Here is a 24,059-nt window from a genome sequence, read left to right as displayed (position 1 = left end):
TGTGCAAGGGCGGGCGAAGTGGGGATAATTCGTACCATGGAACCCACTTCTACAATTCTCATCGTCGACGACGACCGCGATATCCGCAGCTTGCTGGCGGACTACCTGGAAACGAACGCCTACCGCACCCTGGGCGCGGCTGATGGCACGGCCATGTGGAAAATCCTCGATGAAACGCGGCCCGACCTGATCGTGCTCGACTTGAACCTGCCTGGCGACGACGGCCTGACCTTGTGCCGCAAGCTGCGCGCGCAGTCGACCGTGCCGGTGATCATGTTGACGGCGCGCAATGAGCCGCTGGACCGTATCCTGGGCCTGGAAATGGGCGCCGACGATTATTTGCCGAAACCGTTCGAGCCCCGCGAATTGCTGGCGCGCATACGCAGCGTGCTGCGCCGCAGCCATGCCATGCCGTCGAACGTGCCATCGGACAAGGCGCAGCAAATCCGTTTTTCCGGCTGGACGCTGGACTTGACGGCGCGCCACCTGCTCAATCCCAGCGGCCTGGTGATCATGCTGTCGGGCGCGGAATTCCGCTTGCTGCGCGTGTTCCTGGAGCACCCGAACCGCGTGCTCAACCGCGACCAGCTGCTGAACCTGACACAGGGGCGCGACGCCGATCCATTCGACCGCTCGATCGATATCCAGATCAGCCGCTTGCGGCAAAAGCTTGGCGAAGATGCCCGCTTGCCGCAAATCATCAAGACCGTGCGCAACGGCGGCTACGTGCTGGCCGGCCAGGTCAATGTGGAGCCGCACGCGTGAAAGCCTTCCTGGGCTCGATGACGGGCAGAGTCTTCATGTTTTTGCTGATCGGCATCGTCGCTTCGGCCGCGCTGACGCAGTGGCTGGCCGTGGGCGAACGTCAGCGCGCCATCGAGCAATACCGCGACTACCACGCCGTCGAGCGGGCCGAGCAGCTGGTGATGGCGGCTGACGTGGTGCCGCTGGCCTCGCGCGCCGCCTACCTGAAAGTGGCCAACAAGGGCAGCGTGCGCCTGGAGCTGCGTCCCGCGACGGAACACACGCCCGGCGCGCCGACGGAATTTTCCGGCGCCCTGCAAGCCAAGCTGGGCGAGGGCTTCAAGGTCAGCGCCCTGGCCGAACGCCCGCCCGCCTGCGTCAAGCCGCGCCAGTCGCCGGGTATGTTTGCCGCCAAGCCATGGGGCGGCACCTGCGAAAACCTCGACGTGCGCATGCAGGACGGCCACGTGCTGCGCCTGATGGTCTTGCCGCCGCGCCAGCAGCCGCCGTTCAATGAACATAACGACTGGATGACTCTGCTGCCTTTCCTGATCAGCATCGCTATCCTCGCCTACCTGGTCACGCGCATGACCATGCGCCCGCTCAAACAGCTGGCGCAGGCGGCGAAAGACCTGGGCAACGACATCAACCATCCGCCGCTGACCCTGTCGGGCGCCAGCGAGATCCGCCAGGCCAGCGCCGCTTTCAATGCCATGCAGGCGCGCATCCGCCAGCACATTTCTCAGCGTACACAGATGCTGGCCGCCATCACGCATGACTTGCAGACGCCGCTGACGCGCTTGCGCTTGCGCCTGGAAAAAGTGGCCGATACGGAACTGTATGACCGTCTGGTGGGCGACCTGTCGGCCATGCAAAGCATGGTCAAGGAAGGGCTGGACCTGGCCCGCTCGATGGACAGCACGGAAGCGATGCAGGCGCTCGATCTCGATTCCCTGTTAGATAGCGTCTGCTCCGATGCGGCCGATGCCGGCCAGAAAGTCACCCTCAGTGGACAGGCTGGCATGGCCTTGATGGCGCGACCCATTGCCATGCGGCGCTGCCTGGTGAACTTGATCGACAATGCCGTCAAATATGGCCACCACGCGCAGGTGACCGTCGAGCGCATCGCCGGTGCCGCGCGTATCCGCATCCGCGACGGCGGGCCGGGCATTGCGCCAGATCAACTGGTGAAAGTGTTCGAACCGTTTTACCGCATCGAGACTTCGCGTTCGCGCGAGTCGGGCGGCACGGGCCTGGGCCTGACCATCGCGCGCAATATCGCCGAGCAGCACGGCGCCACGGTTTCACTGCTCAACCATGTCGACGGTGGACTGGAAGTCACCCTCATCGTGCCAGAGTATTACGCAGGAAAGTGAGCATTTCCATGCGACAATATTGTGTTTTCTGCCTCTCTGGCAACCACTACATTCAACCTGCAGCCCTGCGCTGCAACAGCGTGACAGAACAATGAAAAAGACTAGTCTGGCAATCCTCGTGGGTGCGGTCCTGTGTATCGGTGGCGGCATCTGGTATTTCAATCATCTGTCCGGCGCGGCGACCGGCGGGCAGGATGGCAAAGGGGGCAAGGGCGGACAGGCGCCGACGACGGTGAGCGTGGTTGCGCCCGTGCGCCAGGATGTGCCGATGGTGTTGCAAGCCAATGGCAGCGTGATGCCGATCAGCAGCGTTGACTTGCACCCGCAGACGACCAGCACTATTACCAAGGTGCATATCCGCGAAGGCCAGTTCGTCAAGCAGGGCGAGCTGATGTTCACCCTCGATGCGCGTAGCGAGCATGCGAATGTCGACAAGGCGCAGGCGCAGGTATTGCGTGACCGCGCCTCGGTGCAGGACTTCGAGCGCCAGCTCAAGCGCAACCAGGATTTGCTGAGCAAAAACTTCATCGCCCAGGGCGCCGTCGATACCCTGCAAAGCCAGCTCGACGCGGCACGCGCCTTGCTGGCCGCCGACCAGGCCGCCTTGCGCGCCGCCCAGGTCGACTCCAGCTACACCATCCTGCGCGCGCCGCAGGCGGGCAGGGTGGGCGCCATCAATGTCTACGCGGGCAGCCTGGTGCAGCCGGCCACGTCCTTGACAAGCATCACCCAGCTCGACCCGATCGACGTGTCGTTCACTCTGCCGGAAAGCAGCCTGTCGGGCTTGCTGGCGGCGCAAAAGGCGGGCGAGGTGCCTGTCACGGCGTTGCTGTCCGACGCGGGCGGCAAGCAGCTCGATGGCAAACTGAGCTTTATCGACAATGCCGTCGATCCCGCCACCGGCGTGATCAAGGTCAAGGCGCGCTTCAATAATGGCGGCACCGACTTGTGGCCAGGCCAGTATGTAAATACACAGCTGACCGTGCGCACCCTCAAGGATGCGCTGGTGATCCCGCAAAATGCCATCATCACGAGTACCGTCGGCACCTTCGTGTACTCGATGGAGGCGGACAACACGGCCAGGATGCGCAAGGTGACGCGCGTGTACGCGTTCGGACCGGGCGCCGTCGTCACCGGATTGAGCGGCGATGAAAAGGTCATCGTCGATGGCAAGCAGAACTTGCGTCCGGGTAGCAAGGTGCGCCTGGTGGAAAAACACAAGGCTGTCGAAGGCGCCGCCGCAGCGCAGGGCAAGCCAGCATGAACCTGTCCGAACTGAGCATCCGCCGCCCCGTCATGGTGGTGTTGCTGTCCCTCTCCATCATCCTGGCCGGCGTGCTGGCCTACCTGCAAATTCCCGTGGCGGCCTTGCCAAGCTACAACACGCCCGTCATCAACGTCAGCGCCGACCTGGCCGGCGCCAGCCCGGAAACCATGGCCTCGTCGGTGGCCTTGCCACTGGAAAAGCAGTTTTCCACCATTTCCGGCCTGAGCCTGATCACCTCCACGAGTACGCTGGGCAATACCTCGCTGACCCTGGAATTTGACGCCAGCATCAATGTCAACGAGGCGGCCGTCGACGTGCAGGCGGCCCTGCTGCGCGCGCAGCGCCAGTTGCCGACGGAAATGACGGACCTGCCGTCCTACCGCAAGGTCAATCCGGCCGATGCGCCCGTGCTGTTCATCCAGATGACGTCGCCCTCGCTGAACTTGTCGGACCTCAACGACTATGCGGAAAACCTGATCGCCCCCAGCCTGTCGACCCTGCCTGGCGTCGCCCAAGTCATCGTCAATGGCCAGAAACGCTTTGCCGTGCGCGTGCGCGCCCGTGCCGACCTGATGAACGCGCGCAACCTGACGATGGATGAGCTGGCTGTTGCCTTGCGCACCTCGAACACGAATTCGCCGCTGGGCATCCTTGACGGCCCCAGCCAGACCCTGACCATCCAGGGCAATCCGCAAATGATGAAAGCGGCCGACTTTGCCGAACTGATCGTCGCCAGCCGCAACGGCCAGCCCGTGCGCCTGAAAGACGTGGCCGAGGTGGAAGACAGCTTTCAATCGATCAAGTCCGTCGGCAGTTTCAATGGCGAGCGCTCGATCAGCCTGATGGTGCAGCGCCAACCGGACGCCAACACCGTGCAAGTGGTCGATGGCGTGCGCCGTTTGCTGCCGGGCTTCAAGGAACAATTGCCCCAGTCGATACAGATCAGCCTGGTCAACGACCGTTCGCTGTCGATCCGCGAAGCCATCCACGACGTGAATTTGACCTTGGCCCTGACGGTGGTGCTGGTGGTGCTGGTGATCTTCCTGTTCCTGCACCGCGCGGCCGCCACTTTCATTCCTGCCGTCACCATGCCGATTTCCCTGCTCGGCGCGCTGGCCCTGCTGTACTGGCTCGGCTACAGCCTCGATAACGTTTCCCTGCTGGGCATTACCCTGGCCGTGGGCCTTGTGGTCGACGACGCCATCGTGGTGCTGGAAAACATCGTGCGCCATATCGAGATGGGCAAGAAACCGATACGCGCAGCGCTGGAAGGGGCGAAAGAGATGGGCTTTACCATCATCTCGATTTCCGTCTCGCTGGTGGCCGTGTTCATTCCCATCTTCTTCATGCCGGGCGTGATCGGCTTGCTGTTCCATGAATTCGCCGTGGTCGTCTCGCTGGCCGTGCTGGTGTCGGCCGTCGTGTCGCTGACCCTGGTGCCGATGCTGGCCAGCCGCTTCCTGCCTGCCGATTCGCGCGAGCACAATGACAGCGACCCCACGCATGGCGAGAAAACCTTCATCGGCCGCCATTTCGAAGCGGGTTTCACGGCATTGCGCAACGGCTATGTGTATCTGCTCGACAAGGCCCTCGCGCACCGCAACGTGGTGCTCTTCGTTGCCGTGTGTACCTTTGCGCTGACGGTGCTGTTGTACGCGACCATACCGAAAGGTTTCTTCCCCGAGGAAGACCTGGGCCAGATCCAGGTCAATACGGAAGCGTCGGAAGACATTTCCTCGGCGGCACTGCAAGACTTGCAAGCGCGCGTGGCGGCCGTGCTCAAGGCGGACCCCAGCGTGCAGGATGTGACGTCGTTCGTCGGCGGCGGCAACACGGGCCGCATGTTCATGGTCTTGAAACCGCGCAGCGAGCGGCCGAAAATGCCGGTGGTGCTGGAAAACCTGCGCCGCGCGGCGGGCACCGTGCCCGGCATGGCCGTGTATTTCCGGCCCGTGCAAAACTTGCAGCTGGGCGGGCGCCAGAGCAAGAGCCGCTACCAGTACACCTTGCAAAGCGTCAGTCCCGACGCCTTGAATGACTGGGCGGAAAAGTTTATTGCCGGCATGCGCACCGATCCCGCCTTCCGCGACGTCACCAGCGACTCGCAGATCAAGGGCTTGCAGGCGTCCCTCAGGATCGACCGCGACAAGGCTAATCTGCTGGGCGTGCAAATGTCCGACATCCGCACGGCCCTGTACAGCGCCTTTGGCGAGCGGCAAGTGTCGACCATCTATTCCTCGGCCGCCAGCTATTACGTGATCCTGGAAGCGGCCACGGCCGACCGCCAGTATGACGATGCCCTCACGCGCGTATCCGTGCGCAGCAAGACGGGCGAATTGGTGAAACTGTCGAGTATTGCTTACGTGGAACGTACGATCGGTCCCACCTCCGTGAATCATCAGGGGCAGTTGCAGGCCGTGACCATCGCCTTCAACCTGGCGCCGGACGTGCCGCTCGGCGTCGCCACGGGCAGGATCGACGCGATGGCCAAGGACATGAGCTTGCCAGCCTCCATCATCACGCGCTACGGCGGCGACGCGGCCGTGTTCCAGAGCTCGCAGTCCAGCCAGATCATCCTCATCATTGCCGCGCTGGCCGTCATCTATGTGCTGCTCGGCGTGCTGTATGAAAGCTATATCCACCCGCTGACCATCCTGGCCGGCCTGCCATCGGCGGCCGTGGGGGCGCTCCTGACCCTGCGCCTGTTCGGCATGGACCTGACCATGATTGCCATCATCGGCATCCTGATGCTGATCGGCATCGTCAAGAAAAACGCCATCATGATGATCGACTTCGCCCTGCATGCGCAGCGCAACGACGGGCTGGCGCCGGCAGAGGCCATCCGCCAGGCGTGCATCCTGCGTTTCCGTCCCATCATGATGACCACGGCGGCGGCCTTGATGGGCGCCTTGCCGATTGCCCTGGGCCTGGGCGCCGGCGCCGAGTTGCGCCAGCCGCTGGGTCTGGCCGTGGTCGGTGGCTTGCTCTTCTCGCAAGTGATTACCCTGTTCATCACCCCCGTCATCTATCTGTTCCTGGACAAGTACAGCGGCACGGGGCCGATGACGGACGAGCAACTGGTGGCGCTCGACAACAAGGCCTGAGCCGCCACACGGCCACCTCCGGCGCCCCGTTCCTGCGTGAATGCGGCGCCGGTTTTGTATGGGCCGTGATACATACGGTAACAACCGTCAAGCGATGGCTCGGGTACTCTGCTTAGCGCTGCAAGGAATGTCGCTATCCTGTACGCTTCGGGTTGGCAATGCCGAGGAAGTGTTCCCAAAAGCAAGGGACTCTGGCACTATGGCTGCCCTGTAATGTTATTTCTTCGCTACACAGAAAGCACGATTCATTTTGCATGACACGACCCATTTGATGGCTGCCGATTCCGATGTTTGCCCCACCTGCGGGCAAGTGATCCAGCCACCACCGGCCTACGGGTCCAGGACCAGCACCATGCGCAAGGTGGCGCTTGGCGTGTCCGTCTTGCTGCACGTGCTGCTGGCGGCGTATGCGCTGTTGCGTAGCGATACGATCGAAAAGATCCCGCCGCCGAAGAAGGAAAGCGCGATGGTCTACATTGCGCCGCTGAAGGACAAACCGCAACCGAAGCCCCAGCCGAAACCCACGCCGAAACCGAAGGACACGAAAGTGGCCAAGGTCAAGCCGCCGCCGGCGCCGAGCAAGCGCGTGGTCACAAAAGACGTACCGCGCGACAAGCCAAAACTGGAAACCTTCACGCCGCCGCGGGTATCGAAAGTGCCGTTGCCGCCGCCGCCGGCTGAAGACATGAGCTCGATGATCGAGCAGCGCCGCAAGCAGCGCGAGGCGCAGAACCCCACGCCACCGGCCGAGGAAAGCGAAAACGACCGCGCCATGCGCGTGGCCAAGGCGAATATCGCCGGCGCCCAGGGACGCAATTCCGGCAGCGACCGCGAGGATTCGGGCGGCGTGTTTTCCATCGTCAACCAGACCTCGTTCAGCGCGGAAGTCAAGTTCAAGGGCTGGAACGGCAACTTCAAGCGCAACTGGCTGAAGCAGGAAAAAGTGGAGCTGGGCAATGAACCCGATATCGAAACGGCCATCATCAAGAAGATGATCCAGCTGATCCGCGCCGAAAAACCCGGCGACTTCGTCTGGGAATCGCGCCGGCTGGGGCGCAACGTCAACCTCAGTGCCCGCGTGGAAGACACGGCCGAGCTGATGGCTTTCCTGCGCCAGGAATTCTTTTCCGAGAAGCGCTCAGGGCCGGGGCGGCGCTAGGCGCCAGCCAGGCTGACGGCATAAAAAAGGCTGCGCCGTGTGAACGGGCAGCCTTTTTGTTTGCCGCTGGAGAAAATCAGGCGGGCTTGTCGGTTCCCGCTTCCGGCTCGACGTCGTCTTCCATGTCGATCAGTTCGACCATCTGGGCCGCGCCATCTTCGCTGATGCCGGCCAGTTCCATGATCTTGTCGTTGGCTTCGTCGATGCCGACTCTTTTCAAGGCAGAGAACAGTTGCACGGTGAACGGGAAGCCGACGCCGTCTTCATCCACATAGCTGTCGAGCTTGGCTTTCGCTTGGCGCAAGGCATTCACGGATTCATTGCGGTTCAGCTTATCGACTTTGGTCAGGATGCAGTGAATTGGTTTACCCGTCGGGGCGAACCATTCCAGCATTTGAATGTCCAGGTCGGTGAACGGACGGCGCGAATCCATGATCAGGATCAAACCGGCCAATTGCTCGCGGCGCTGCACGTAGTCGCCCAGCAGGCGCTGCCAGTGCAATTTGGCCGAGCCCGATACTTCCGCGTAGCCGTAGCCCGGCAAGTCGACCAGCAGGCATTCGATCTCTTCGACGATGGTGGCATCCTTGCGGTGCTGCGCCACGTGGGCGCCGCCGATGGAGAAGTAGTTGATGTGCTGGGTACGGCCAGGTGTCTTGGAGGCGAACGCCAAGCCTTTCTGATTACACAAGATGTTGATGGCGGTCGATTTACCGGCATTGGAGCGGCCGGCAAAGGCGATTTCCGGCACCGTGGTATCGGGCAGGTCACGCAATTGGTTGACGGTCGTAAAGAAGCGGGCTTGCCAGAGTTTTGACATGGGAGTAGTAAAGCAACAAAAGGGAGCGATAAGGGAGCGATAACGCCAAGAAGCTATTGTACAATAAGGGGTTGTTTATTGTTGCCGGCGTAGCAGCGATGCGGCTTGCGGCCCTGAAAATAAAGCAAAAATCCACAGGGCGCGGCAATGTCCACCACTAATTTCTCACTGTCTCAGGGTGCCTGAATGAATCGTGCGTTTTCACCGTTTATCAAATCCATGCTGCTCGCTTTGCTGGCTGTATCGGCAACTGCTTCCGCGGTCGAAGCACCGAAACCGGCCGTCAAGGCCGACGCTGCCAAGGGCGCCACCCTGTACGCCGATGGCGATGCGGCGCGCGGCTTGCCTGCCTGCGTCTCCTGCCATGGCGCGGCCGGCAACTCGACCATCGCCGTCAATCCGAAGCTGGCCGGCCAGCACGAAAGCTATATCTACAAGCAACTGGTCGACTTCACCACGCCGGAGCGCAACCAGCCCGTCATGACGACGTACGCGAAGATGCTCAGCGACGCCGACAAGAAAAATATCGCCGCCTATCTGGGCGCGCAACTGTCCACGCCGGGCGCCGCGAAAAACAAGGACACGATCGACCTGGGCAAGAAAATCTATCGTGGTGGCATTGCTTCCAAGCAAGTTGCCGCCTGCGCCAGCTGTCATGGCGCGACGGGCAATGGCATTCCCGTCCAGTACCCGCGCATCGCCGGCCAGCACCAGGACTACACGGTGGCCCAGTTGGCCATGTTCCGCAGCACCAAGGCCGATGCCCGCAAGAACAGTGCACAAATGCACACCATCGCCGCCCGCATGTCGGATGACGAGATTGCCGCCGTTGCCGATTACATCGCCGGCCTGAAGTAAGTTTTCATAGTGGCAAGAGATTGCCAGGCGCACCAGCGCGCATGAACAAGGGCGGCCGTCTCCACAGGCTGCCCTTTTTTATGGCAGGGGTCAAACAGGAGTATGCTGCCGCCTTGCGCGGAGAAACTATCTGCTCCATGCCACATTTCTTGAAGATTGCATATCCCGTATGAGTATCCACGTATGAGCACAGGCACGACCGGAATCGAGTTAAAGACCCAACGCCGCAGCCTCGCTGAGTTCGTCGAGCTGGTCTCGTCGATGCGCTTTGCCATCAGCCTGCTGACCCTGATCGCCGTCGCGTCCATCATCGGCACCGTGCTCAAGCAAAACGAGCCCATGCCCAATTATGTGAACCAGTTCGGGCCGTTCTGGTTCGCCGTCTTCGACAAGCTGAGCCTGTATTCCGTGTATTCGGCCTGGTGGTTCCTGGTGATCATGGGTTTCCTCGTCGCCTCGACCTCGCTGTGCATCGTGCGCAATGCGCCGAAGATGCTCAAGGACATGCGCAGCTGGCGCGAAACCGTGCGCGAGCAATCGCTGCGCAATTTCCACCACAAGATGGAATGGCAGGCGCCGCTGCCGCGCGCCGTGCTGGCGCAGCAGATGGTGATGCGCCTGAAAGACGCTGGCTACCAGGCCAAGGTGGTCGAGAAGGACAACGCCACCCTGGTGGCCGCCAAGCGGGGCGCGGCCAATAAATGGGGCTATATCTTTGCCCACGGCGCCATTGTCATCATCTGCGTGGGCGGCTTGCTCGATTCGGAAATGCCGATCCGCGTGCAGCAATGGTTCTTTGGCAAGACGCCGTTTTCCGGCAGCGGCGTGATCGCCGACATTCCCGCCCAGCACCGCCTGAGCCTGTCGAACCCCACTTTCCGCGGCAATACCATGATCCCGGAAGGCTCGTCGAGCAACACGGCCATCATTCCCCAGGCCGATGGCGTGCTGATCCAGGATCTGCCCATCACCATCCTGCTGAAAAAATTCCACATCGATTTCTACAGCACGGGCATGCCCAAGCTGTTTGCCAGCGATGTGGTCGTCACCGATCATGCAACGGGTGAAAGTTTCCCCGCAACCATCAAAGTCAACCAGCCGCTGCTGTACAAGGGCCTGGCCCTGTACCAGTCCAGCTTTGAAGATGGCGGCAGCAAGCTCAAGTTGACGGGTTTCCCCATGACGGGCAAGACGACGAAGCGTTTCGATATCGGCGGCGAAGTGGGCAGCAGCACGCCGCTCGAGCGCAGCGATGGCAATTCCTACACGGTGGAATGGTCGAGTTTCCGTCCCTTCAACGTGGAAAACCTCAGCGCCGGCCAGGATGTGCGCGCCGTCAGCAAGGCGGAAAGTTTTAACGATAAATTCGCCGTCGGCCTGGACAAGCGCCTCGGTTCGGCCGCGAAGAACGCGAATAACAAGGACCTCAAGAACGTCGGTCCCTCGGTGCAATACAAATTGCGCGACAAGACGGGCCAGGCGCGCGAGTATCAGAACTACATGCAGCCCGTCACCGTGGACGGCACGACGGTGTTCCTGGCCGGCATGCGCGTCAACCCCAGCGACCCGTTCAGCTATCTGCGCATTCCCGCCGATGACAATTACAGCGTGAACGAATGGATGCGCTTGCGTGCCGCGCTGCAAGATCCCGCGTTGCGCCAGCAGGCCGCCACGCGCTATGCGGCGCGCGCCATGCCGCAGGCGGGTGCGGAAGCCTTGCGCAGCCAGCTGCAGGAGTCGGCGGCGAAGAGCCTGGGCATCTTTGCCGGCAATGGGCAAGAGGGCGGTTTCCTCGCCATTTCGCGTTTCCTGGAGAAAGTTCCAGCTGCCGAGCAAGAAAAAGCGGCCGATATCTTCATGAAAATCCTGAATGGCAGCCTGTGGGACTTGTGGCAGGCGGCGCGCGCCCAGGATGGCTTGAAAGCCATCGAGGCCGATGACAAGCACGGCCGCTTCCTGCAACTGGCCACGAATGCGCTGTCCGACAGCTTCTTCTATGGCGCGCCCGTGTATCTGCAACTGGACGACTTCACGGAAATCAAGGCATCCGTGTTGCAGGTGACGCGTTCGCCGGGCAAGAGCGTGGTCTACCTCGGTTGTCTGTTCCTCGTGATCGGCGTGTTTTCCATGTTTTATATCCGTGAGCGCCGCCTGTGGGTATGGATCAAGGATGGCGAGGGCGGCAGCGTGGCCTTGATGGCCATGAGCACGCAACGCAAGACACTGGATTTTGAAAAAGAATTTGAGAACTTGAAGGCAAAGCTGCCGCAATCGGCGTAAGCTGCGCTGTGTCTGGGACGCTTGCGCGTCGCCGGGAATGGAGAAAATGATGGAATTGGCAAACAAGCAAATATATACGCAGGAACCAGGATTTTTCAAGCGCCTGAGCCTGATCGATTGGCTGTACGGCGCCGGCTTGCTGGCCGCCTCCCTGTTCGGCCTCGTGCGTTTTGGCGCCTTCATGGATATCTACGAAAAGGTTATCTTGCTGGCCGCGGCGCCCACGTTCGCGTGGCTGGGCTGGTACTGGAAGCCCGTGCGCTGGCTGATCCCCGTGGCGGCCGTGCTGTCGCTGTTCGCCATCGAGCTGTACGCCGGCCACCTGGAGATGGCGAACCAGAAATTCTTCCTGAAATACATCTTGTCGAGCCAATCCGCCATCCTGTGGATGGGTACCCTGTTCGTGCTGTCGACCCTGTTCTACTGGATCGGCCTGGTGGCGCGCTCGGAATTCGGCTCGTCCGTCGGCTCCCTGCTGTGCTGGGCTGGCGTCGTGCTGGGCCTGACGGGTATGCTGGTGCGCTGGTACGAGTCTTACCTGATCGGCGCCGACGTGGGCCACATCCCCGTGTCGAACCTGTATGAAGTGTTCATCCTGTTTTCCTTGATCACGGCCATGTTCTACCTGTATTACGAGCAGCATTACGCGACGCGCCAGCTGGGCGCCTTCGTCATGCTGGTCATTTCGGCGGCCGTCGTGTTCCTGATGTGGTACACGGTCACGCGCGACGCGGCCGAAATCCAGCCGCTGGTGCCGGCCCTGCAAAGCTGGTGGATGAAGATTCACGTGCCGGCCAATTTCATCGGCTACGGCACTTTCGCGCTGTCGGCCATGGTGGCGGCGGCCTACCTGCTCAAATCGAGCGGCTATCTGGTCGACCGCCTGCCGTCGCTGGAAGTGCTCGACGACGTCATGTACAAGGCCATTTCTGTCGGCTTTGCCTTCTTCACGGTAGCGACCATCCTGGGCGCCCTGTGGGCGGCCGAAGCGTGGGGCGGCTACTGGTCGTGGGACCCGAAAGAAACGTGGGCGCTGATCGTCTGGCTCAACTATGCAGCCTGGCTGCACATGCGCCTGATGACGGGCTTGCGCGGCCGCGTCGCCTCGTGGTGGGCGCTGGTGGGCCTGCTGGTGACGACGTTTGCCTTCCTGGGCGTGAATATGTTCCTTTCCGGCCTGCATTCTTACGGAAAACTGTAAAAGTACCCGAGAAAAAGCCCATGGCGGCGTTGCCTTGCCTTGTCGTACTATGCGTACTGCCTGCGGCAAGGCGCCTTGCCCTGAACTTTTTTCGGGCACTTTAGTAACATTTTTTTGCATGACAGAAGCGTCATGAACGGCCCGGGAAAACTGGTGTAAGGTACAAATAATCACCTTTTCCCGGAGCCGCCATGTTGATCAAGCGCAGTCCCAACGGCATTGAGTTGCCGTATTCTTCCGAAATCACGCCGCGCGCCGTATTCGAATCGCGCCGCAGCTTCATCAAGCAAGTGGCGCTGGGCTCGATGTCCAGCGCGGCCTTGCTGGAAATGGCCAGTCGCGAAGCCTTCGCGCAAGGCACCAATCCCAAGCTGGCGGCCAAATTGAATCCCGCCTATTCGGCGCTGGAAAAGCAGACGGCCTATAAAGACGCCACCAGCTACAACAATTTCTACGAATTCGGCACGGACAAGAGCGACCCGGCGCAAAACGCGGGCACCCTGCGCACGCGGCCGTGGACGGTCAGTATCGAAGGCGAAGTGAAAAAGCCGATGACGCTCGACCTCGACGCCTTGCTGAAGCTGGCGCCGCTGGAAGAGCGCGTGTACCGGCTGCGCTGCGTGGAGGGCTGGTCGATGGTCATCCCGTGGGTCGGTTATTCCTTCTCGGAGATCATCAAGAAGGTCGAGCCAACGGGCAATGCCAAGTACGTGGAATTCATCACCCTGGCCGACAAGAAACAAATGCCGGGCGTCGGCAGCCGCGTGCTGCAGTGGCCCTATACGGAAGGCTTGCGCATCGATGAGGCAAACCATCCGCTGGCGCTGCTGACTCTGGGCATGTATGGCGAAACCTTGCCGAACCAGAATGGCGCTCCCGTGCGCATGGTCTTGCCGTGGAAATATGGTTTCAAGTCAGCCAAATCCATCGTCAAGATCCGTTTCGTCAAGGAGCAGCCGCGCACGTCCTGGAACCTGTCGGCGCCGTCCGAATACGGTTTTTACTCGAACGTGAATCCGAACGTCGATCATCCGCGCTGGTCGCAGGCGTCCGAGCGTCGCATCGGCGAAGACGGTTTTCTCACGCGCAAGCGCAAGACCTTGATGTTCAATGGCTACAACGATGTCGCTTCCTTGTACGCGGGCATGGATCTGAAGAAGTTCTTTTAAGGAAAGACCATGGCCCTCAACCCCACGCCGAGACAATTGTCGCTATTCAAAAGCCTGGTTTTTCTGCTGGCGCTGCTGCCGTTTGCACGCATGGTCTGGCTGACATACACGGGGCAACTGGTGGAGCCGCTGGAATTCATCACGCGCGGCACGGGCGACTGGACCCTGTATTTCCTGTGCATCAGCCTGGCGGTGACACCTTTGCGGCGCTTCACGCAATGGAATTGGCTGATCAAGCTGCGGCGCATGCTGGGCCTGTTCGCATTTTTCTACGCGGCGCTGCACTTCACCACCTTTTTATGGTTCGATCACTTCTTTGATGTGCAGGAAATGTGGAAGGATGTGCTCAAGCGTCCGTTCATCACCGTGGGCTTTATCGCCTTCGTCTTGCTGATTCCGCTGGCCGTGACGAGCACGAACGGCATGGTGAAACGCCTGGGCGGCAAGCGCTGGCAGTGGCTGCACCGGCTGATTTACATCATCGCGCCACTGGGCATCTTGCACTTCTGGTGGATGAAAGCGGGCAAGAACAATTTCGCGCAACCGATCCTGTTCGGCGGTATCGTCGCGCTACTGCTGTTAATTCGCGTATATTTCGCCTGGAGCAAGCGAGAGAAAAGCGCCAGGGCGGCCAAGGTTGCCACCCCGGTACGCTCGACTTAGGTTGCCGGCACGATCACCGGTGGCGGCGGCACGGGCGCCGGTTCGACCGGGCCTTTGGCTGGCGTGCCTTTGGCCGCTGGCGGCTTGGGCAGGTACAGGGGACCGGGCTGGCCGCAGCCGGCCAGGACGCTGGAAACCACAATGGCAGTGCCGATATAAAACGCTGAGGATGACTTCACGATTAGAATCACGGTTTGATTAAGATCTTTGGAGTGTAGCATGAGCGAATCGGAATTCCTGGCCCTGGCCGAAGCCACCCTGACCCAGATCGAGGCGGCGCTGGACCGGCTGAACGATGAAGACGTGCTCGACGTCGAATGCAGCCGCAGCGGCAATGTGCTGGAAATCGAGTTCATCGACAACGGCACGAAAATCATCGTCAACAGCCAGGCCCCCATGCGCGAAATGTGGGTGGCCGCCCGCTCCGGCGGTTTCCATTACAAGCGCGTGGGCGACGAGTGGCTTAACACGCGCGACGGCTCGGAACTGTTTGCGGCCCTGTCCGCCATGGCCAGCGAGCAGGCGGGCGCGCCGGTGGTACTGAAGTAACTGTTTTAGCCGCACCAATAAAAAGGGCAGCCTGCATGGGCTGCCCTTTTTATTGGCTGAAACGTAGGTCGGATTAGCGCGCAAGCGCGTAATCCGACAACATTGTTAGCGCCGAGGTGGTGTCGGATTACGCGGCTTCGCCGCTAATCCGACCTACCCGATTCCCCGCAATTGCCGTCAGAACAACTCGTTTTTCACAGCTTCTTTCGCTTTCTCTTCCTCCGGCGTGCCGCGCGCCGCACCTTCCAGGCTGCCCACGCCCGTGCCCGGTGGATTTTCTGCATAGTAATACTCGTCGCCCACGTGGATCAGGCCTTCCGGCACGGCGCGTTCCTCGACGGGAATGCTCTTCAGGGCTTTCGCCATGTAGCTGATCCAGATCGGCAGGGCCAGGCCGCCGCCCGTTTCCCGGTTGCCCAGGTTGCGCGGCTGATCGTAGCCGATCCAGGCGATGCCCACCAGTTTGGCCTGGTAGCCGGCGAACCACGCATCGATGGAGTCGTTGGTCGTGCCCGTCTTGCCGGCCAGGTCAGGGCGCTTCAAGGCCATGGCCTTGTTCGCCGTGCCGAAGCGCACGACGTCGTTGAGCATGCTGTTCATCATGAAGGCATTGCGTTCGTCGATGACCCGGTTGGCTTCCTCGCCCGCCAGGTCCGGCTTGGCTTGCGACAGGATATTGCCGTCGCTATCGGTCACCTTGGCGATCAGATACGGGTTGATCTTGTAGCCGCCATTGGCGAACACGGCATACGCGCCCGCCATCTGCAGCGGCGTCACGTTGCCGGCGCCCAGGGCCAGGGTCAGGTACGGCGGGTTCTTGTCCGCGTCAAAGCCGAAGCGCGTCGCGTATTCCTGGCCATACTTGGCGCCGATCTTGTGCAGGATGCGGATGGAAATCATGTTTTTCGATTTCATCAAGCCCTTGCGCATGGTCATCGGACCGTCGTATTTGCTGTCGTAGTTCTTCGGTTCCCACGCCTGGCCGCCCGTCTGGCCCGCGTCGAACGAGATCGGCGCATCGTTGATGATGGTGGCCGGCGACAGGCCCCGTTCCAGCGAAGCGGAATAGATGAAGGGCTTGAAGGCCGAACCTGGCTGGCGCCACGCCTGCGTGACGTGGTTGAACTTGTTGCGGTTGTAATCGAAGCCGCCCACCATGGCGCGGATGGCGCCGTCCGTGGTGCTGGCCGACACGAACGCCGATTGCACTTCCGGCATCTGCGTCAAGACCCAGGCGTTGCCTTCTTGCATGACGCGGATCACGGCGCCGCGTTTGATGCGGCGGTTCGGCGCCGCTTTTTCCGACAGCCAGGCCGCGCCAAAGGTCAGGCCGGGACCGGTAATGGTGATTTCCTCGCCGGTCGAGGTGACTGCCTGCAGCGATTTTGGCGACGCTTGCAGCACCATGGCGGCGATGATGTCGTCGCTGTCCGGGTGGTCGGCCAGTTCCGTCTCGATCGCGTCATCGGCTTCGGCCTTGGTTTTCGGAATCTCGATATACGCTTCCGGACCGCGGTAGCCGTGGCGTTTCTCGTAATCCATCACGCCCTTGCGCAAGGCGATGTAGGCGGCGTCCTGATCCGCCTTGGTGATGGTGGTGTAGACGTTCAGGCCGCGCGTATACGTGTCTTCCTTGAATTGCTCGTAGACCAGCTGGCGTGCCATTTCCGACACGTATTCCGCGTGCACGCCGAAGGCGCTGCTGTCGGTTTTCACTTTCAGCTCTTCATTTTTCGCTTCCGTGTATTGCTCTGGCGTGATGTAGCCCAGCTGTGCCATGCGCTGCAGGATGTATTGCTGGCGCATGCGCGCGCGTTTCGGATTGACGACGGGGTTGTAGGCCGAGGGCGCCTTCGGCAAGCCGGCCAGCATGGCCGCTTCCGCCACGGTCAGGTCCTGGATGTTCTTGCCGAAATAGATTTGCGCGGCCGAGGCGAAGCCGTAGGCGCGCTGTCCCAGATAAATCTGGTTCATATAGACTTCGAGGATCTGGTCCTTGCTGAGATTTTTCTCGATCTTCCAGGCCAGCAAGACTTCATACGCCTTGCGTTTCAGGGTCTGTTCGCTGGACAGGAAGAAATTGCGCGCCACCTGCTGCGTGATGGTCGAGGCGCCTTGCTTGGCGCCGCCCGTCAGGTTGTGCAGGGCCGCGCGCGTGATGCCCAGGTAATCGACGCCGCCATGTTCATAGAAACGGTCATCTTCGATGGCCAGCACGGCTTTCTTCATGACATCGGGAATATCCTTGATGTGCACCATGTTGCGCCGTTCCTCGCCGAATTCACCGATCAGCACACTGTCGGACGTGAACACGCGCAGCGGCATCTTTGGCTTGTAATCGGTCAAGGTATCGAGCGCCGGCAGGTTCGGATAGGCCATGGCCAGGCCAAAGACCACCAGCAAGACGCCGACGATGCCCAGGCCCAGCAGCGATGCCAGGGCCATCAGCAGGAAACGTTTGGGTTTGCTGCCCTTGGTGGGCGGCTTCGAGCCAGCGGGGCCAGCGGATTTTGAAGATGTCATGCGTCGTATGTCTTTCGGTTAATTATGCCGGCCAATTATAAGCGAGCTTGCCGGGGTGGCAGCGCGCCGTGGCGCTTGCCTGGGGGAGAGTCGAAACTTGCCGATACTCTATATAAGCGTGTATTGGCCCGCTGGCAACCAGGATTTGGTAACAATTATTCTGCGCCAGATCACGGCCCGGCCAGATAGGTGCCGCACGCCGCAGACTCCGGCGTGAAATCCGTTTACAAGCCAGCGCCGCCGGGACTAGGCTTTCGGATGGCAGGAACCATTCCCACGCTGACGTTTCTCTATGAAAAACATGTCCATTCGTAGTTTTCTTGGCACCGACTTGCTGGGCGTCGACATCGCGGACGATGCCGTGCGCGTGGTCGAGTTGACGCGCCGGCGAGGCAAACTGTCGTGCCGGCATTGCGGCGCCGCCGCGCTGGCGCCCGGCGTGGTACTGGCGGGCAATGTCGAGGACATGGCAGGCCTGGCCGATGCCCTGCGCCAGGCCCGGCGCGACAGTGGCAGCGCCTGCACGCGGGTGGCGCTGGCCATGCCGGCCACGTCCATGATCACGCACGAGATCCGCCTGCCCGCCGGGTTGCCGGAGGACCAGCTGGAAATCCTCGTGGAACTGGAAGCGGTGCCATACATACCGTTTGCGCTGGAAGACGCCAGCCTGGATTTTTTCATTCTCGGCCCCGCGCCACCGCTGGCCGATACGACCGGCAAGGAGATCGACGTGCTGCTGGTGGCGGCGCGGCGCGCCAGCGTGCAGCGCCGCCTCGATGCGGCGCTGGCGGCCGGTTTGACGCCGGTCGTCATGGATAGCGAGGCGCTGGCCTTGCAGGCGGCACTCGCGCAGGGGGGCTGGCAAGCCTTGCCCGACGGTGGCGTGGCGTACCAGCTGGCCTGGGGCCTGGCCTTGCACCGGTACGCCTGATGACTGTCAGGGCGCCAGTGCGGCGCATCAACCTGTTGCCATATCGCCAGGCGGCACGACGCAGGCGTACTCAACTGCTGCTGTGGCAACTGGCCGGCGGGGCGCTGCTGGGATTGCTGCTGGCCATGGCGGCAGGCGCCTGGCTGCGGCACCAGCTCGACGCGCAGCTGCGCCGCCAGGAGGGCTGGCGCAGTGCCATGCAGCAGCTCGATGCCGTGCTTGTCGCTGGCCATCGGGTGCAGGGCGAGACGGCGGCGCTGCTGCTGCGCCAGCAAGCCATGGCCCGTTTGCAAGAGCAGCGCAATGCCTGGGTGCGCATGCTGGACGTGCTGGCCCGGGCGATGCCGGCCGGCGTGGCCTTGCACAGTGTGCGCCAGGAAACGGCGATGGTGCGCTTGCAGGGACAGGCTGTCTCGCAGGAAAAAGTCGCGGCGCTGCTGCTGGCGCTGGAGCAGGCGGCGCCCTGGTCCCGGCCGGAATTGGTGGAAGTGCGGCTGGATGTGCGCGGCGCGCCCGAGGGCGCCGTGGAATGGACGGTACGGCTGGCTTTGGCACCCTAATCCTGGAGGTCGATCATGCTGCGCTTGAAGATCGCGTCGCTGTGGCCGCTACCCGCGCGCCTCGCTTGCGCCGCCCTGGCCGGCACGCTGGTGGCGGCCCTGCTGCACCTTGCGTGGCTGGACGGACTGCGTGCAGCGGTGCAGGCGGCGCAAGGCGAGGAGGCCCGCTTGCGCGCCGATTACCTGGCGGCGCAGGCCAGGGCGAACCAATTGCCACAGTGGCGTGCGCAGCAGCGCCAGGCCGGCGCCGAGCTGGCCCTGCTGGAACAGCAATTGCCCGACCAGCAGGCGATGGCGCTGCTGTTGACGGACATTAATGCCGCAGGCCGGTCGCGCGGACTGCAATTTCCCCTGTTCAAGCCAGGTGCGGCCCAGCCGCAAGCGCCGTATGTCGCCTTGCCGATCGCCATACAGTTGCGCGGCGGCTACCACGCCATGGGCGCGCTGCTGGCGGACCTGGCGCGCCTGCCGCGCATCGTCACGGTGCATGGACTGGCCTTGACCCTCGGCAAGGATCGCTTGCTGACGCTTGATGCCGTGCTGCACGCGTATCGCTTGCCCGAAGCGGGGGAGCGGGCGGCGCAAGCGGCCTTGGCGCCCAAGGCAGGCACGCCTGTACCTGCAGCGGCATGGCGCCCGCTTGCCGCTGTCGCGCCGCAGCCGTACGCGGCCGCCGCCTTGCCCGATCCTTTTAATGCATTGCCGCCAGCGTCCGAGCCCGGTCAGCGGGGTGGCGTGGCGGGACCCGACCCGCGGCGCGTGCGCGAACCGCTGGAAAGCGTGGCCTTGTCAACCATCAGCATGGTCGGCAGCGTGCAACAGGACGGGCGCCTGAGCGCGCTGCTGCTGGCCGGCCAGCGCGTGTACCGGGTGGCGGTGGGCCAGTACCTGGGGCAAGACCACGGCGTGGTGACGGACATCAGTCAACAGGCCGTGCAGTACCGTGAACTGTTGCGCGAGGCGGATGGTCCCTGGCGCGAGCGGCGCGGCAGCCTGGCCTTGCAGGTGGCGGGGGCGGCGAAGGCCAGCCTGCCCGAGGCGGCGCCATGAGGCCGCGCCTCATGCTCCTGGCCGGCATGTTGTGTCTGCATGCCAGCAGCCTTGCCCAGGAGGCCGTGGTGCACGTGACGGCCCCGCGCGTGTACGCGGGCGAAAAGATTTCCGTCGATTTCCAGAACGTGGGCGTGCGCGCAGCCCTGCACATCCTGGCCGACGCGTCGGGGCAAAACATCATCGCCAGCGACAGCGTGGTGGGCAATGTGACCTTGCGCCTGCGCGACTTGCCGTGGGACCAGGCGCTCGACGTGCTGCTGCAGGCCAAGGGCCTGGACATGCGGCGCAACGGCAATGTGCTGTGGATCGCGCCGCGCGAGGAAATGCTGGCGCGTGAAAAACTGGAACTCGAAACGCGCGCGCAGATTGCCGAGCTGGAACCCTTGCAATCGGCCATCTTCCAGCTCAATTATCAGAAGGCCGAAGCATTCCGCACCGTGTTCGGCCTGGATGCGGGGGAAGGGCGCAGCCGGCTGCTGTCGCGCCGTGGCAGCGTGCTGATCGAGCCGCGCACGAATCAACTGTTCGTGACGGATGTGCCGGCGCGCCTGGAGCAGATCCGTCAGCTGATCGCCAAGACAGATATTGCAACGCGACAAGTGATGATCGAGGCGCGCATCGTCGAGGCGAACGACAGTTTCAGCCGCAACCTGGGCGCGCGCCTGGGTTTTACGGACCAGCGCCTGGCGGCGGGCCAGCTGCCAGGCTTTTCCCTGGGCGGCGGCGGGCACCGCGCGGCCATCGGCGGCAGCTACCAGGGCGTGGGCGAGGCGACGGGGCAAACGGTGGCAGGCAGCGGCGCCTTCGTGCCGAACACGCAATTCGTCAACTTGCCGGCCGCCAGCATCCATGGCTTGCAGCCGGCCAGCTTCGCCCTGAGCCTGTTCTCTGCGGCCGCCAACCGTTTTCTGAACCTGGAACTGTCCGCGCTGGAAGCGGACGGCAGGGGCAAGATCATCTCCAGCCCCCGCGTGGTGACGGCCGACAAGGTGCTGGCGCTGATCGAACAGGGCATCGAGCTGCCATACCAGGTGGCCACCAGCAGCGGCGCCACGTCGATCACGTTTCGCAAGGCCAACCTGCGCCTGGAAGTTACGCCGCAGATCACGCCGGACGGCAACGTGGTGCTGGAAGTGGACGTCAACAAGGACAGTGTCGGCCAGGAAACGCGTTCCGGCTTCGCCATCGACACCAAGCACGTGCGCACGCAAGTGATGGTGGAAGACGGTGGCACGGTGGTGCTGGGCGGCATTTATCAGCAATCCGAACGGGGCACGGACAGCAAGGTGCCGATTCTTGGAGACATCCCCGTGCTTGGTGTTTTTTTCCGCAGCACGGGCCGCAGTCAAGAAAAAACCGAACTGATGGTGTTTATTACGCCGAAAATAGTGGCAGATCGGCCAGCAACACGTTAATGTCACATCTTTACGTTTAAGTAACAATGCAAACGAAAGCGGACTGATGGCGACTATGCGGAATTTTTCTTTAGGCAATACTTCTTGGAGTAGGGCATTGAATTGGCTGGCTTTGCTGGCCTTGAGCACTGTACTGGCCGCTTGCGGCGGCGGTGGCGGTGATCCGACCATCGATGGCGGCAGCAGTGGCGGCACGACGGGTGGCGTGGCCGCGACGGTCACGGTAAGCCTGTTTAACGCTGCTGGCCAGCCCAGCAATGCATTGAGCAGCACGACGCCGCTGACGGCCAAGGCGCTCGTCAATGATAAAAATGGTGTTCCCATCAGTAATGCGGTGGTCACGTTTTCGGCCGATGCCACGCTGGTAACGTTGTCATCGACGAACGGCACGGCGCTGACCGACGCCAAGGGCTATGCCAGCATCACCGTCTCGGCCTTGAATGCGACGGTCACCGGTGCCGGCAAGCTGACGGCCACTGTCGCGGCAGGCACCGTCACGATCACTGGCGAGGCCAGCTATGACATCAAGGCGGCCCAGGCATCGGGCGCCAAAATGACACTGGCGCTGCTCAACGGCGGCAGCGCCAGTAACGCGCTGTCGAGCGCCACGCCGCTGACGGCCAAGGCGATGGTGACCGATTTGAACGGAAAACCGATCAGCGACGTGTTGGTGGCATTCTCGACTGACAATACCATGGCAGCGATGTCACCATCGGTAGGGACGGCACTGACCGATGCGACAGGTACGGCCAGCGTAACGCTGCGTCCTTTCAGTCTGTCGGCCAGCGGCGCCGCCACGTTGCGGGCGACCACGACGGCCAATGGTGCCGTTGCCAGCAGCCAGATCAATTATGTGCTGGGAGCCACCGACCTGAGTGCGGCGAACATGCGGTTTTCGCCCGCAAGCATCCCGGCCTATGGCACCACCAACGTCACGGTTGATGTCATGGCTGGCACCAGCCTGTACACGGGATCAGGCCAGACGGTAAATTTCAGTTCGACTTGCGTGGCGGCCGGCAAGGCTAGCGTGACCAGCGGCGTGCCGGTCGTCAATGGCAAGGCCACAGCTGTTTTCCGCGACCTGGGTTGCAATGACTACGATATGGTCAATGCCACAGTGCCGGGCAGCGCTTCCATGTATCACGCGACGCTGCCGATCGGCCGCGTCGCGCCGGCATCGGTACAATTTTCCAGCGTCAGTCCGGTAGGCAAATCGATCGTGATTCAAGGGCAGGGCGGCATAGCGCGCACGGAAATGGCTACGCTCACTTTCCGCGTATTCGATACTTTCAACAAACCGCTGGTCGGCCAGGAAGTGACGTTTTCGTTGTTGAACGGCCCTGGCATGACGCTCAATAAAGTGAAAGACACCACGGATGCCAATGGTGACGTCATCACCACCGTGAATTCCGGCACCACCCCGACCACCTTCCGTGTCAAGGCCAGCCTGGCCTCTGGCATTTCCACCTTGTCCGATTCCATCCTGGTAACGACGGGTTTGCCTGTGCAAACGGCGTTTTCGCTCAGCTCCGTCAAGTCCAGCGTGGAAGGCTGGTCGTATGACAGCCCCTTAGGCACCCCTGCCACGACCGTCACTATCTTGCTGGCAGACCAAGCGGGCAACCCTGTTCCTGACGGCACGCCGGTGGTATTTCAGAGCAATTTGGGCGCTATCGGCTCGTCCAGCATGGGCGGCTGCACTACCATGAACGGCGGCTGCTCGGTCGACTTCCGCAGCCAGAACCCGCGTGTGGCGACCAATCCACCTGTCACGCCCTGCAATGATGTCAGCAATGGCGGCACGGCCGACAGCCTGTGGCCCGGTCTTGCCACCGTCTGCGCCAGCACTTCGGACGGCAGCAAGACGTTGTTCGCGAAGATCGCCATCTTCCTGAGCGGCAGCCGTCCCGAAAATGTCATGCTGTTCGATCAGTCGGCTCAGGTAAGCCTGGATCGCAGCACCTATGATCTTGGAAGCGTTTCAGCCGCCGCAGTGCGTCAATTCAGCTTGAGATTCAGCGATTTGCATCAAAACCCCATGCCCTCCGGGAGCACGGTCGCGATCACGAATATGATCAATGGCGTTGGATCCATCACTCCGGACAGCATACAAAATATCTATCCGCACAACACGCTTGGCGTGGATGACCGTACCGGAGGCAACATTCAAGGTAACCAGGGAGGCCGGCATGCCGTTACAATTAACAGCCTGACGCCGACAAATTGTGTAGCGAATGTGGTCAGCACGTTTAATGTAACAGTGACGACGCCGCTGGGTAACGCCACCAGTTACCCGTTTAGACTGACATTCTCCTGTCCTTGACGTAAGGGGAAACGGACGCCGTAGAGGCGGCGCCTGCTTATTTTCTGATTGATATAAAAAGTGT

General features: G+C 61.8%; 18 protein-coding genes and 1 pseudogene. 16 read left to right on the top strand and 3 right to left on the bottom strand.

Features of this window, described 5'->3' with window-relative positions:
- The first annotated feature begins 36 nt into the window (after window positions 1-36).
- From AC54AF_RS02555 to AC54AF_RS02535, 5 genes are all read left to right on the top strand, one after another.
- Window positions 37-765 (top strand): response regulator, encoded by a 729-nt coding sequence (locus tag AC54AF_RS02555; RefSeq protein WP_034753223.1) that lies wholly within the window; start codon window positions 37-39, stop codon window positions 763-765.
- The gene (locus AC54AF_RS02550; protein WP_496635181.1) at window positions 762-2,120 is read left to right on the top strand and encodes an ATP-binding protein; all 1,359 of its coding nucleotides are present in this window, start codon (window positions 762-764) and stop codon (window positions 2,118-2,120) included. Before AC54AF_RS02555 ends, AC54AF_RS02550 begins: the two co-directional genes overlap by 4 nt.
- Window positions 2,121-2,211: 91 nt before the next feature.
- Complete coding sequence (locus AC54AF_RS02545) at window positions 2,212-3,384, top strand: efflux RND transporter periplasmic adaptor subunit (RefSeq protein WP_496635179.1); 1,173 nt, start codon at window positions 2,212-2,214, stop codon at window positions 3,382-3,384.
- Window positions 3,381-6,491, top strand: a complete 3,111-nt coding sequence (locus AC54AF_RS02540) for an efflux RND transporter permease subunit (protein ID WP_131688279.1) — start codon at window positions 3,381-3,383, stop codon at window positions 6,489-6,491. Before AC54AF_RS02545 ends, AC54AF_RS02540 begins: the two co-directional genes overlap by 4 nt.
- 271 nt (window positions 6,492-6,762) lie before the next feature.
- The gene (locus tag AC54AF_RS02535) at window positions 6,763-7,650 is read left to right on the top strand and encodes a hypothetical protein (RefSeq protein WP_496635177.1); all 888 of its coding nucleotides are present in this window, start codon (window positions 6,763-6,765) and stop codon (window positions 7,648-7,650) included.
- Window positions 7,651-7,726: 76 nt separating this feature from the next.
- On the opposite strand, the gene yihA is transcribed toward AC54AF_RS02535, so the two are convergent.
- Complete coding sequence (gene yihA, locus AC54AF_RS02530; RefSeq protein WP_034778293.1) at window positions 7,727-8,470, bottom strand: ribosome biogenesis GTP-binding protein YihA/YsxC; 744 nt, start codon at window positions 8,468-8,470, stop codon at window positions 7,727-7,729.
- Window positions 8,471-8,656: 186 nt separating this feature from the next.
- On the opposite strand from yihA, the gene AC54AF_RS02525 reads away from it, so the two are divergent.
- The 5 genes from AC54AF_RS02525 to msrQ all read left to right on the top strand — a co-directional run bounded on the left by AC54AF_RS02525 (window position 8,657) and on the right by msrQ (window position 14,641).
- Window positions 8,657-9,328 carry a c-type cytochrome gene (locus AC54AF_RS02525; RefSeq protein WP_496635175.1) on the top strand — a complete coding sequence of 224 codons (672 nt, stop codon included), beginning with the start codon at window positions 8,657-8,659 and terminating at the stop codon, window positions 9,326-9,328.
- 183 nt (window positions 9,329-9,511) lie between these two features.
- Window positions 9,512-11,608 (top strand): cytochrome c biogenesis protein ResB, encoded by a 2,097-nt coding sequence (locus AC54AF_RS02520; protein ID WP_496635173.1) that lies wholly within the window; start codon window positions 9,512-9,514, stop codon window positions 11,606-11,608.
- 49 nt (window positions 11,609-11,657) lie between these two features.
- On the top strand, window positions 11,658-12,809 hold the full coding sequence (ccsB, locus tag AC54AF_RS02515) for a c-type cytochrome biogenesis protein CcsB (protein WP_131688291.1): 1,152 nt from the start codon (window positions 11,658-11,660) through the stop codon (window positions 12,807-12,809).
- A 191-nt stretch (window positions 12,810-13,000) separates the two neighbouring features.
- Entirely contained in the window at window positions 13,001-13,978 is a 978-nt protein-coding gene (gene msrP, locus AC54AF_RS02510) for a protein-methionine-sulfoxide reductase catalytic subunit MsrP (protein ID WP_131688276.1), read from the top strand.
- Window positions 13,979-13,987: 9 nt separating this feature from the next.
- Window positions 13,988-14,641, top strand: coding sequence for a protein-methionine-sulfoxide reductase heme-binding subunit MsrQ (gene msrQ, locus AC54AF_RS02505; protein WP_496635170.1), 654 nt, complete (start codon window positions 13,988-13,990; stop codon window positions 14,639-14,641).
- On the opposite strand, the gene lptM is transcribed toward msrQ, so the two are convergent.
- Window positions 14,638-14,820 carry an LPS translocon maturation chaperone LptM gene (lptM, locus tag AC54AF_RS02500; RefSeq protein ID WP_478310103.1) on the bottom strand — a complete coding sequence of 61 codons (183 nt, stop codon included), beginning with the start codon at window positions 14,818-14,820 and terminating at the stop codon, window positions 14,638-14,640. The genes msrQ and lptM overlap by 4 nt on opposite strands.
- Window positions 14,821-14,860: 40 nt before the next feature.
- Here lptM and cyaY point away from each other — a divergent pair, with 40 nt between their 5' ends.
- A complete protein-coding gene (gene cyaY, locus AC54AF_RS02495) occupies window positions 14,861-15,190 on the top strand; it encodes an iron donor protein CyaY (protein ID WP_496635168.1) in 330 nt (109 codons plus the stop codon).
- A 177-nt stretch (window positions 15,191-15,367) separates the two neighbouring features.
- Here cyaY and AC54AF_RS02490 read toward each other — a convergent pair whose 3' ends face one another.
- Window positions 15,368-17,713, bottom strand: a complete 2,346-nt coding sequence (locus tag AC54AF_RS02490) for a penicillin-binding protein 1A (protein WP_496635166.1) — start codon at window positions 17,711-17,713, stop codon at window positions 15,368-15,370.
- 301 nt (window positions 17,714-18,014) lie between these two features.
- On the opposite strand from AC54AF_RS02490, the gene pilM reads away from it, so the two are divergent.
- The 5 genes and pseudogenes from pilM (at window position 18,015) to AC54AF_RS02465 (ending at window position 23,995) form a co-directional block, all read left to right on the top strand.
- Window positions 18,015-18,644, top strand: a complete 630-nt coding sequence (gene pilM / locus AC54AF_RS02485; RefSeq protein ID WP_496635164.1) for a pilus assembly protein PilM — start codon at window positions 18,015-18,017, stop codon at window positions 18,642-18,644.
- Complete coding sequence (locus tag AC54AF_RS02480; protein WP_496635162.1) at window positions 18,644-19,204, top strand: PilN domain-containing protein; 561 nt, start codon at window positions 18,644-18,646, stop codon at window positions 19,202-19,204. Before pilM ends, AC54AF_RS02480 begins: the two co-directional genes overlap by 1 nt.
- A gap of 15 nt (window positions 19,205-19,219) precedes the next feature.
- Window positions 19,220-20,254, top strand: coding sequence for a pilus assembly protein PilP (locus AC54AF_RS02475; RefSeq protein WP_496635161.1), 1,035 nt, complete (start codon window positions 19,220-19,222; stop codon window positions 20,252-20,254).
- 92 nt (window positions 20,255-20,346) lie between these two features.
- Window positions 20,347-21,672: pseudogene (locus AC54AF_RS02470) on the top strand (type IV pilus secretin PilQ); the annotation flags it as partial.
- A gap of 97 nt (window positions 21,673-21,769) precedes the next feature.
- A complete protein-coding gene (locus tag AC54AF_RS02465) occupies window positions 21,770-23,995 on the top strand; it encodes an Ig-like domain-containing protein (protein WP_496635159.1) in 2,226 nt (741 codons plus the stop codon).
- Window positions 23,996-24,059 lie beyond the last annotated feature (64 nt).

The sequence above is a fragment of the Janthinobacterium sp. JF4 genome (assembly GCF_059617925.1).
The sequence above is the reverse complement of the archived record's forward strand: the minus strand, read 5'-3'. Positions and strand labels throughout refer to the sequence as shown.

Bases quoted from the DNA above. Each gene is read 5' to 3' on its own strand.
- AC54AF_RS02490 (WP_496635166.1), bottom strand. From the start codon at position 17,713: ATGACATCTTCAAAATCCGCTGGCCCCGCTGGCTCGAAGCCGCCCACC.
- ccsB (WP_131688291.1), top strand. From the start codon at position 11,658: ATGGAATTGGCAAACAAGCAAATATATACGCAGGAACCAGGATTTTTC.
- pilM (WP_496635164.1), top strand. From the start codon at position 18,015: ATGTCCATTCGTAGTTTTCTTGGCACCGACTTGCTGGGCGTCGACATC.
- AC54AF_RS02535 (WP_496635177.1), top strand. From the start codon at position 6,763: ATGGCTGCCGATTCCGATGTTTGCCCCACCTGCGGGCAAGTGATCCAG.
- msrP (WP_131688276.1), top strand. From the start codon at position 13,001: ATGTTGATCAAGCGCAGTCCCAACGGCATTGAGTTGCCGTATTCTTCC.
- AC54AF_RS02480 (WP_496635162.1), top strand. From the start codon at position 18,644: ATGACTGTCAGGGCGCCAGTGCGGCGCATCAACCTGTTGCCATATCGC.
- AC54AF_RS02525 (WP_496635175.1), top strand. From the start codon at position 8,657: ATGAATCGTGCGTTTTCACCGTTTATCAAATCCATGCTGCTCGCTTTG.
- cyaY (WP_496635168.1), top strand. From the start codon at position 14,861: ATGAGCGAATCGGAATTCCTGGCCCTGGCCGAAGCCACCCTGACCCAG.
- AC54AF_RS02520 (WP_496635173.1), top strand. From the start codon at position 9,512: ATGAGCACAGGCACGACCGGAATCGAGTTAAAGACCCAACGCCGCAGC.
- AC54AF_RS02540 (WP_131688279.1), top strand. From the start codon at position 3,381: ATGAACCTGTCCGAACTGAGCATCCGCCGCCCCGTCATGGTGGTGTTG.
- AC54AF_RS02475 (WP_496635161.1), top strand. From the start codon at position 19,220: ATGCTGCGCTTGAAGATCGCGTCGCTGTGGCCGCTACCCGCGCGCCTC.
- yihA (WP_034778293.1), bottom strand. From the start codon at position 8,470: ATGTCAAAACTCTGGCAAGCCCGCTTCTTTACGACCGTCAACCAATTG.
- AC54AF_RS02555 (WP_034753223.1), top strand. From the start codon at position 37: ATGGAACCCACTTCTACAATTCTCATCGTCGACGACGACCGCGATATC.
- AC54AF_RS02545 (WP_496635179.1), top strand. From the start codon at position 2,212: ATGAAAAAGACTAGTCTGGCAATCCTCGTGGGTGCGGTCCTGTGTATC.
- msrQ (WP_496635170.1), top strand. From the start codon at position 13,988: ATGGCCCTCAACCCCACGCCGAGACAATTGTCGCTATTCAAAAGCCTG.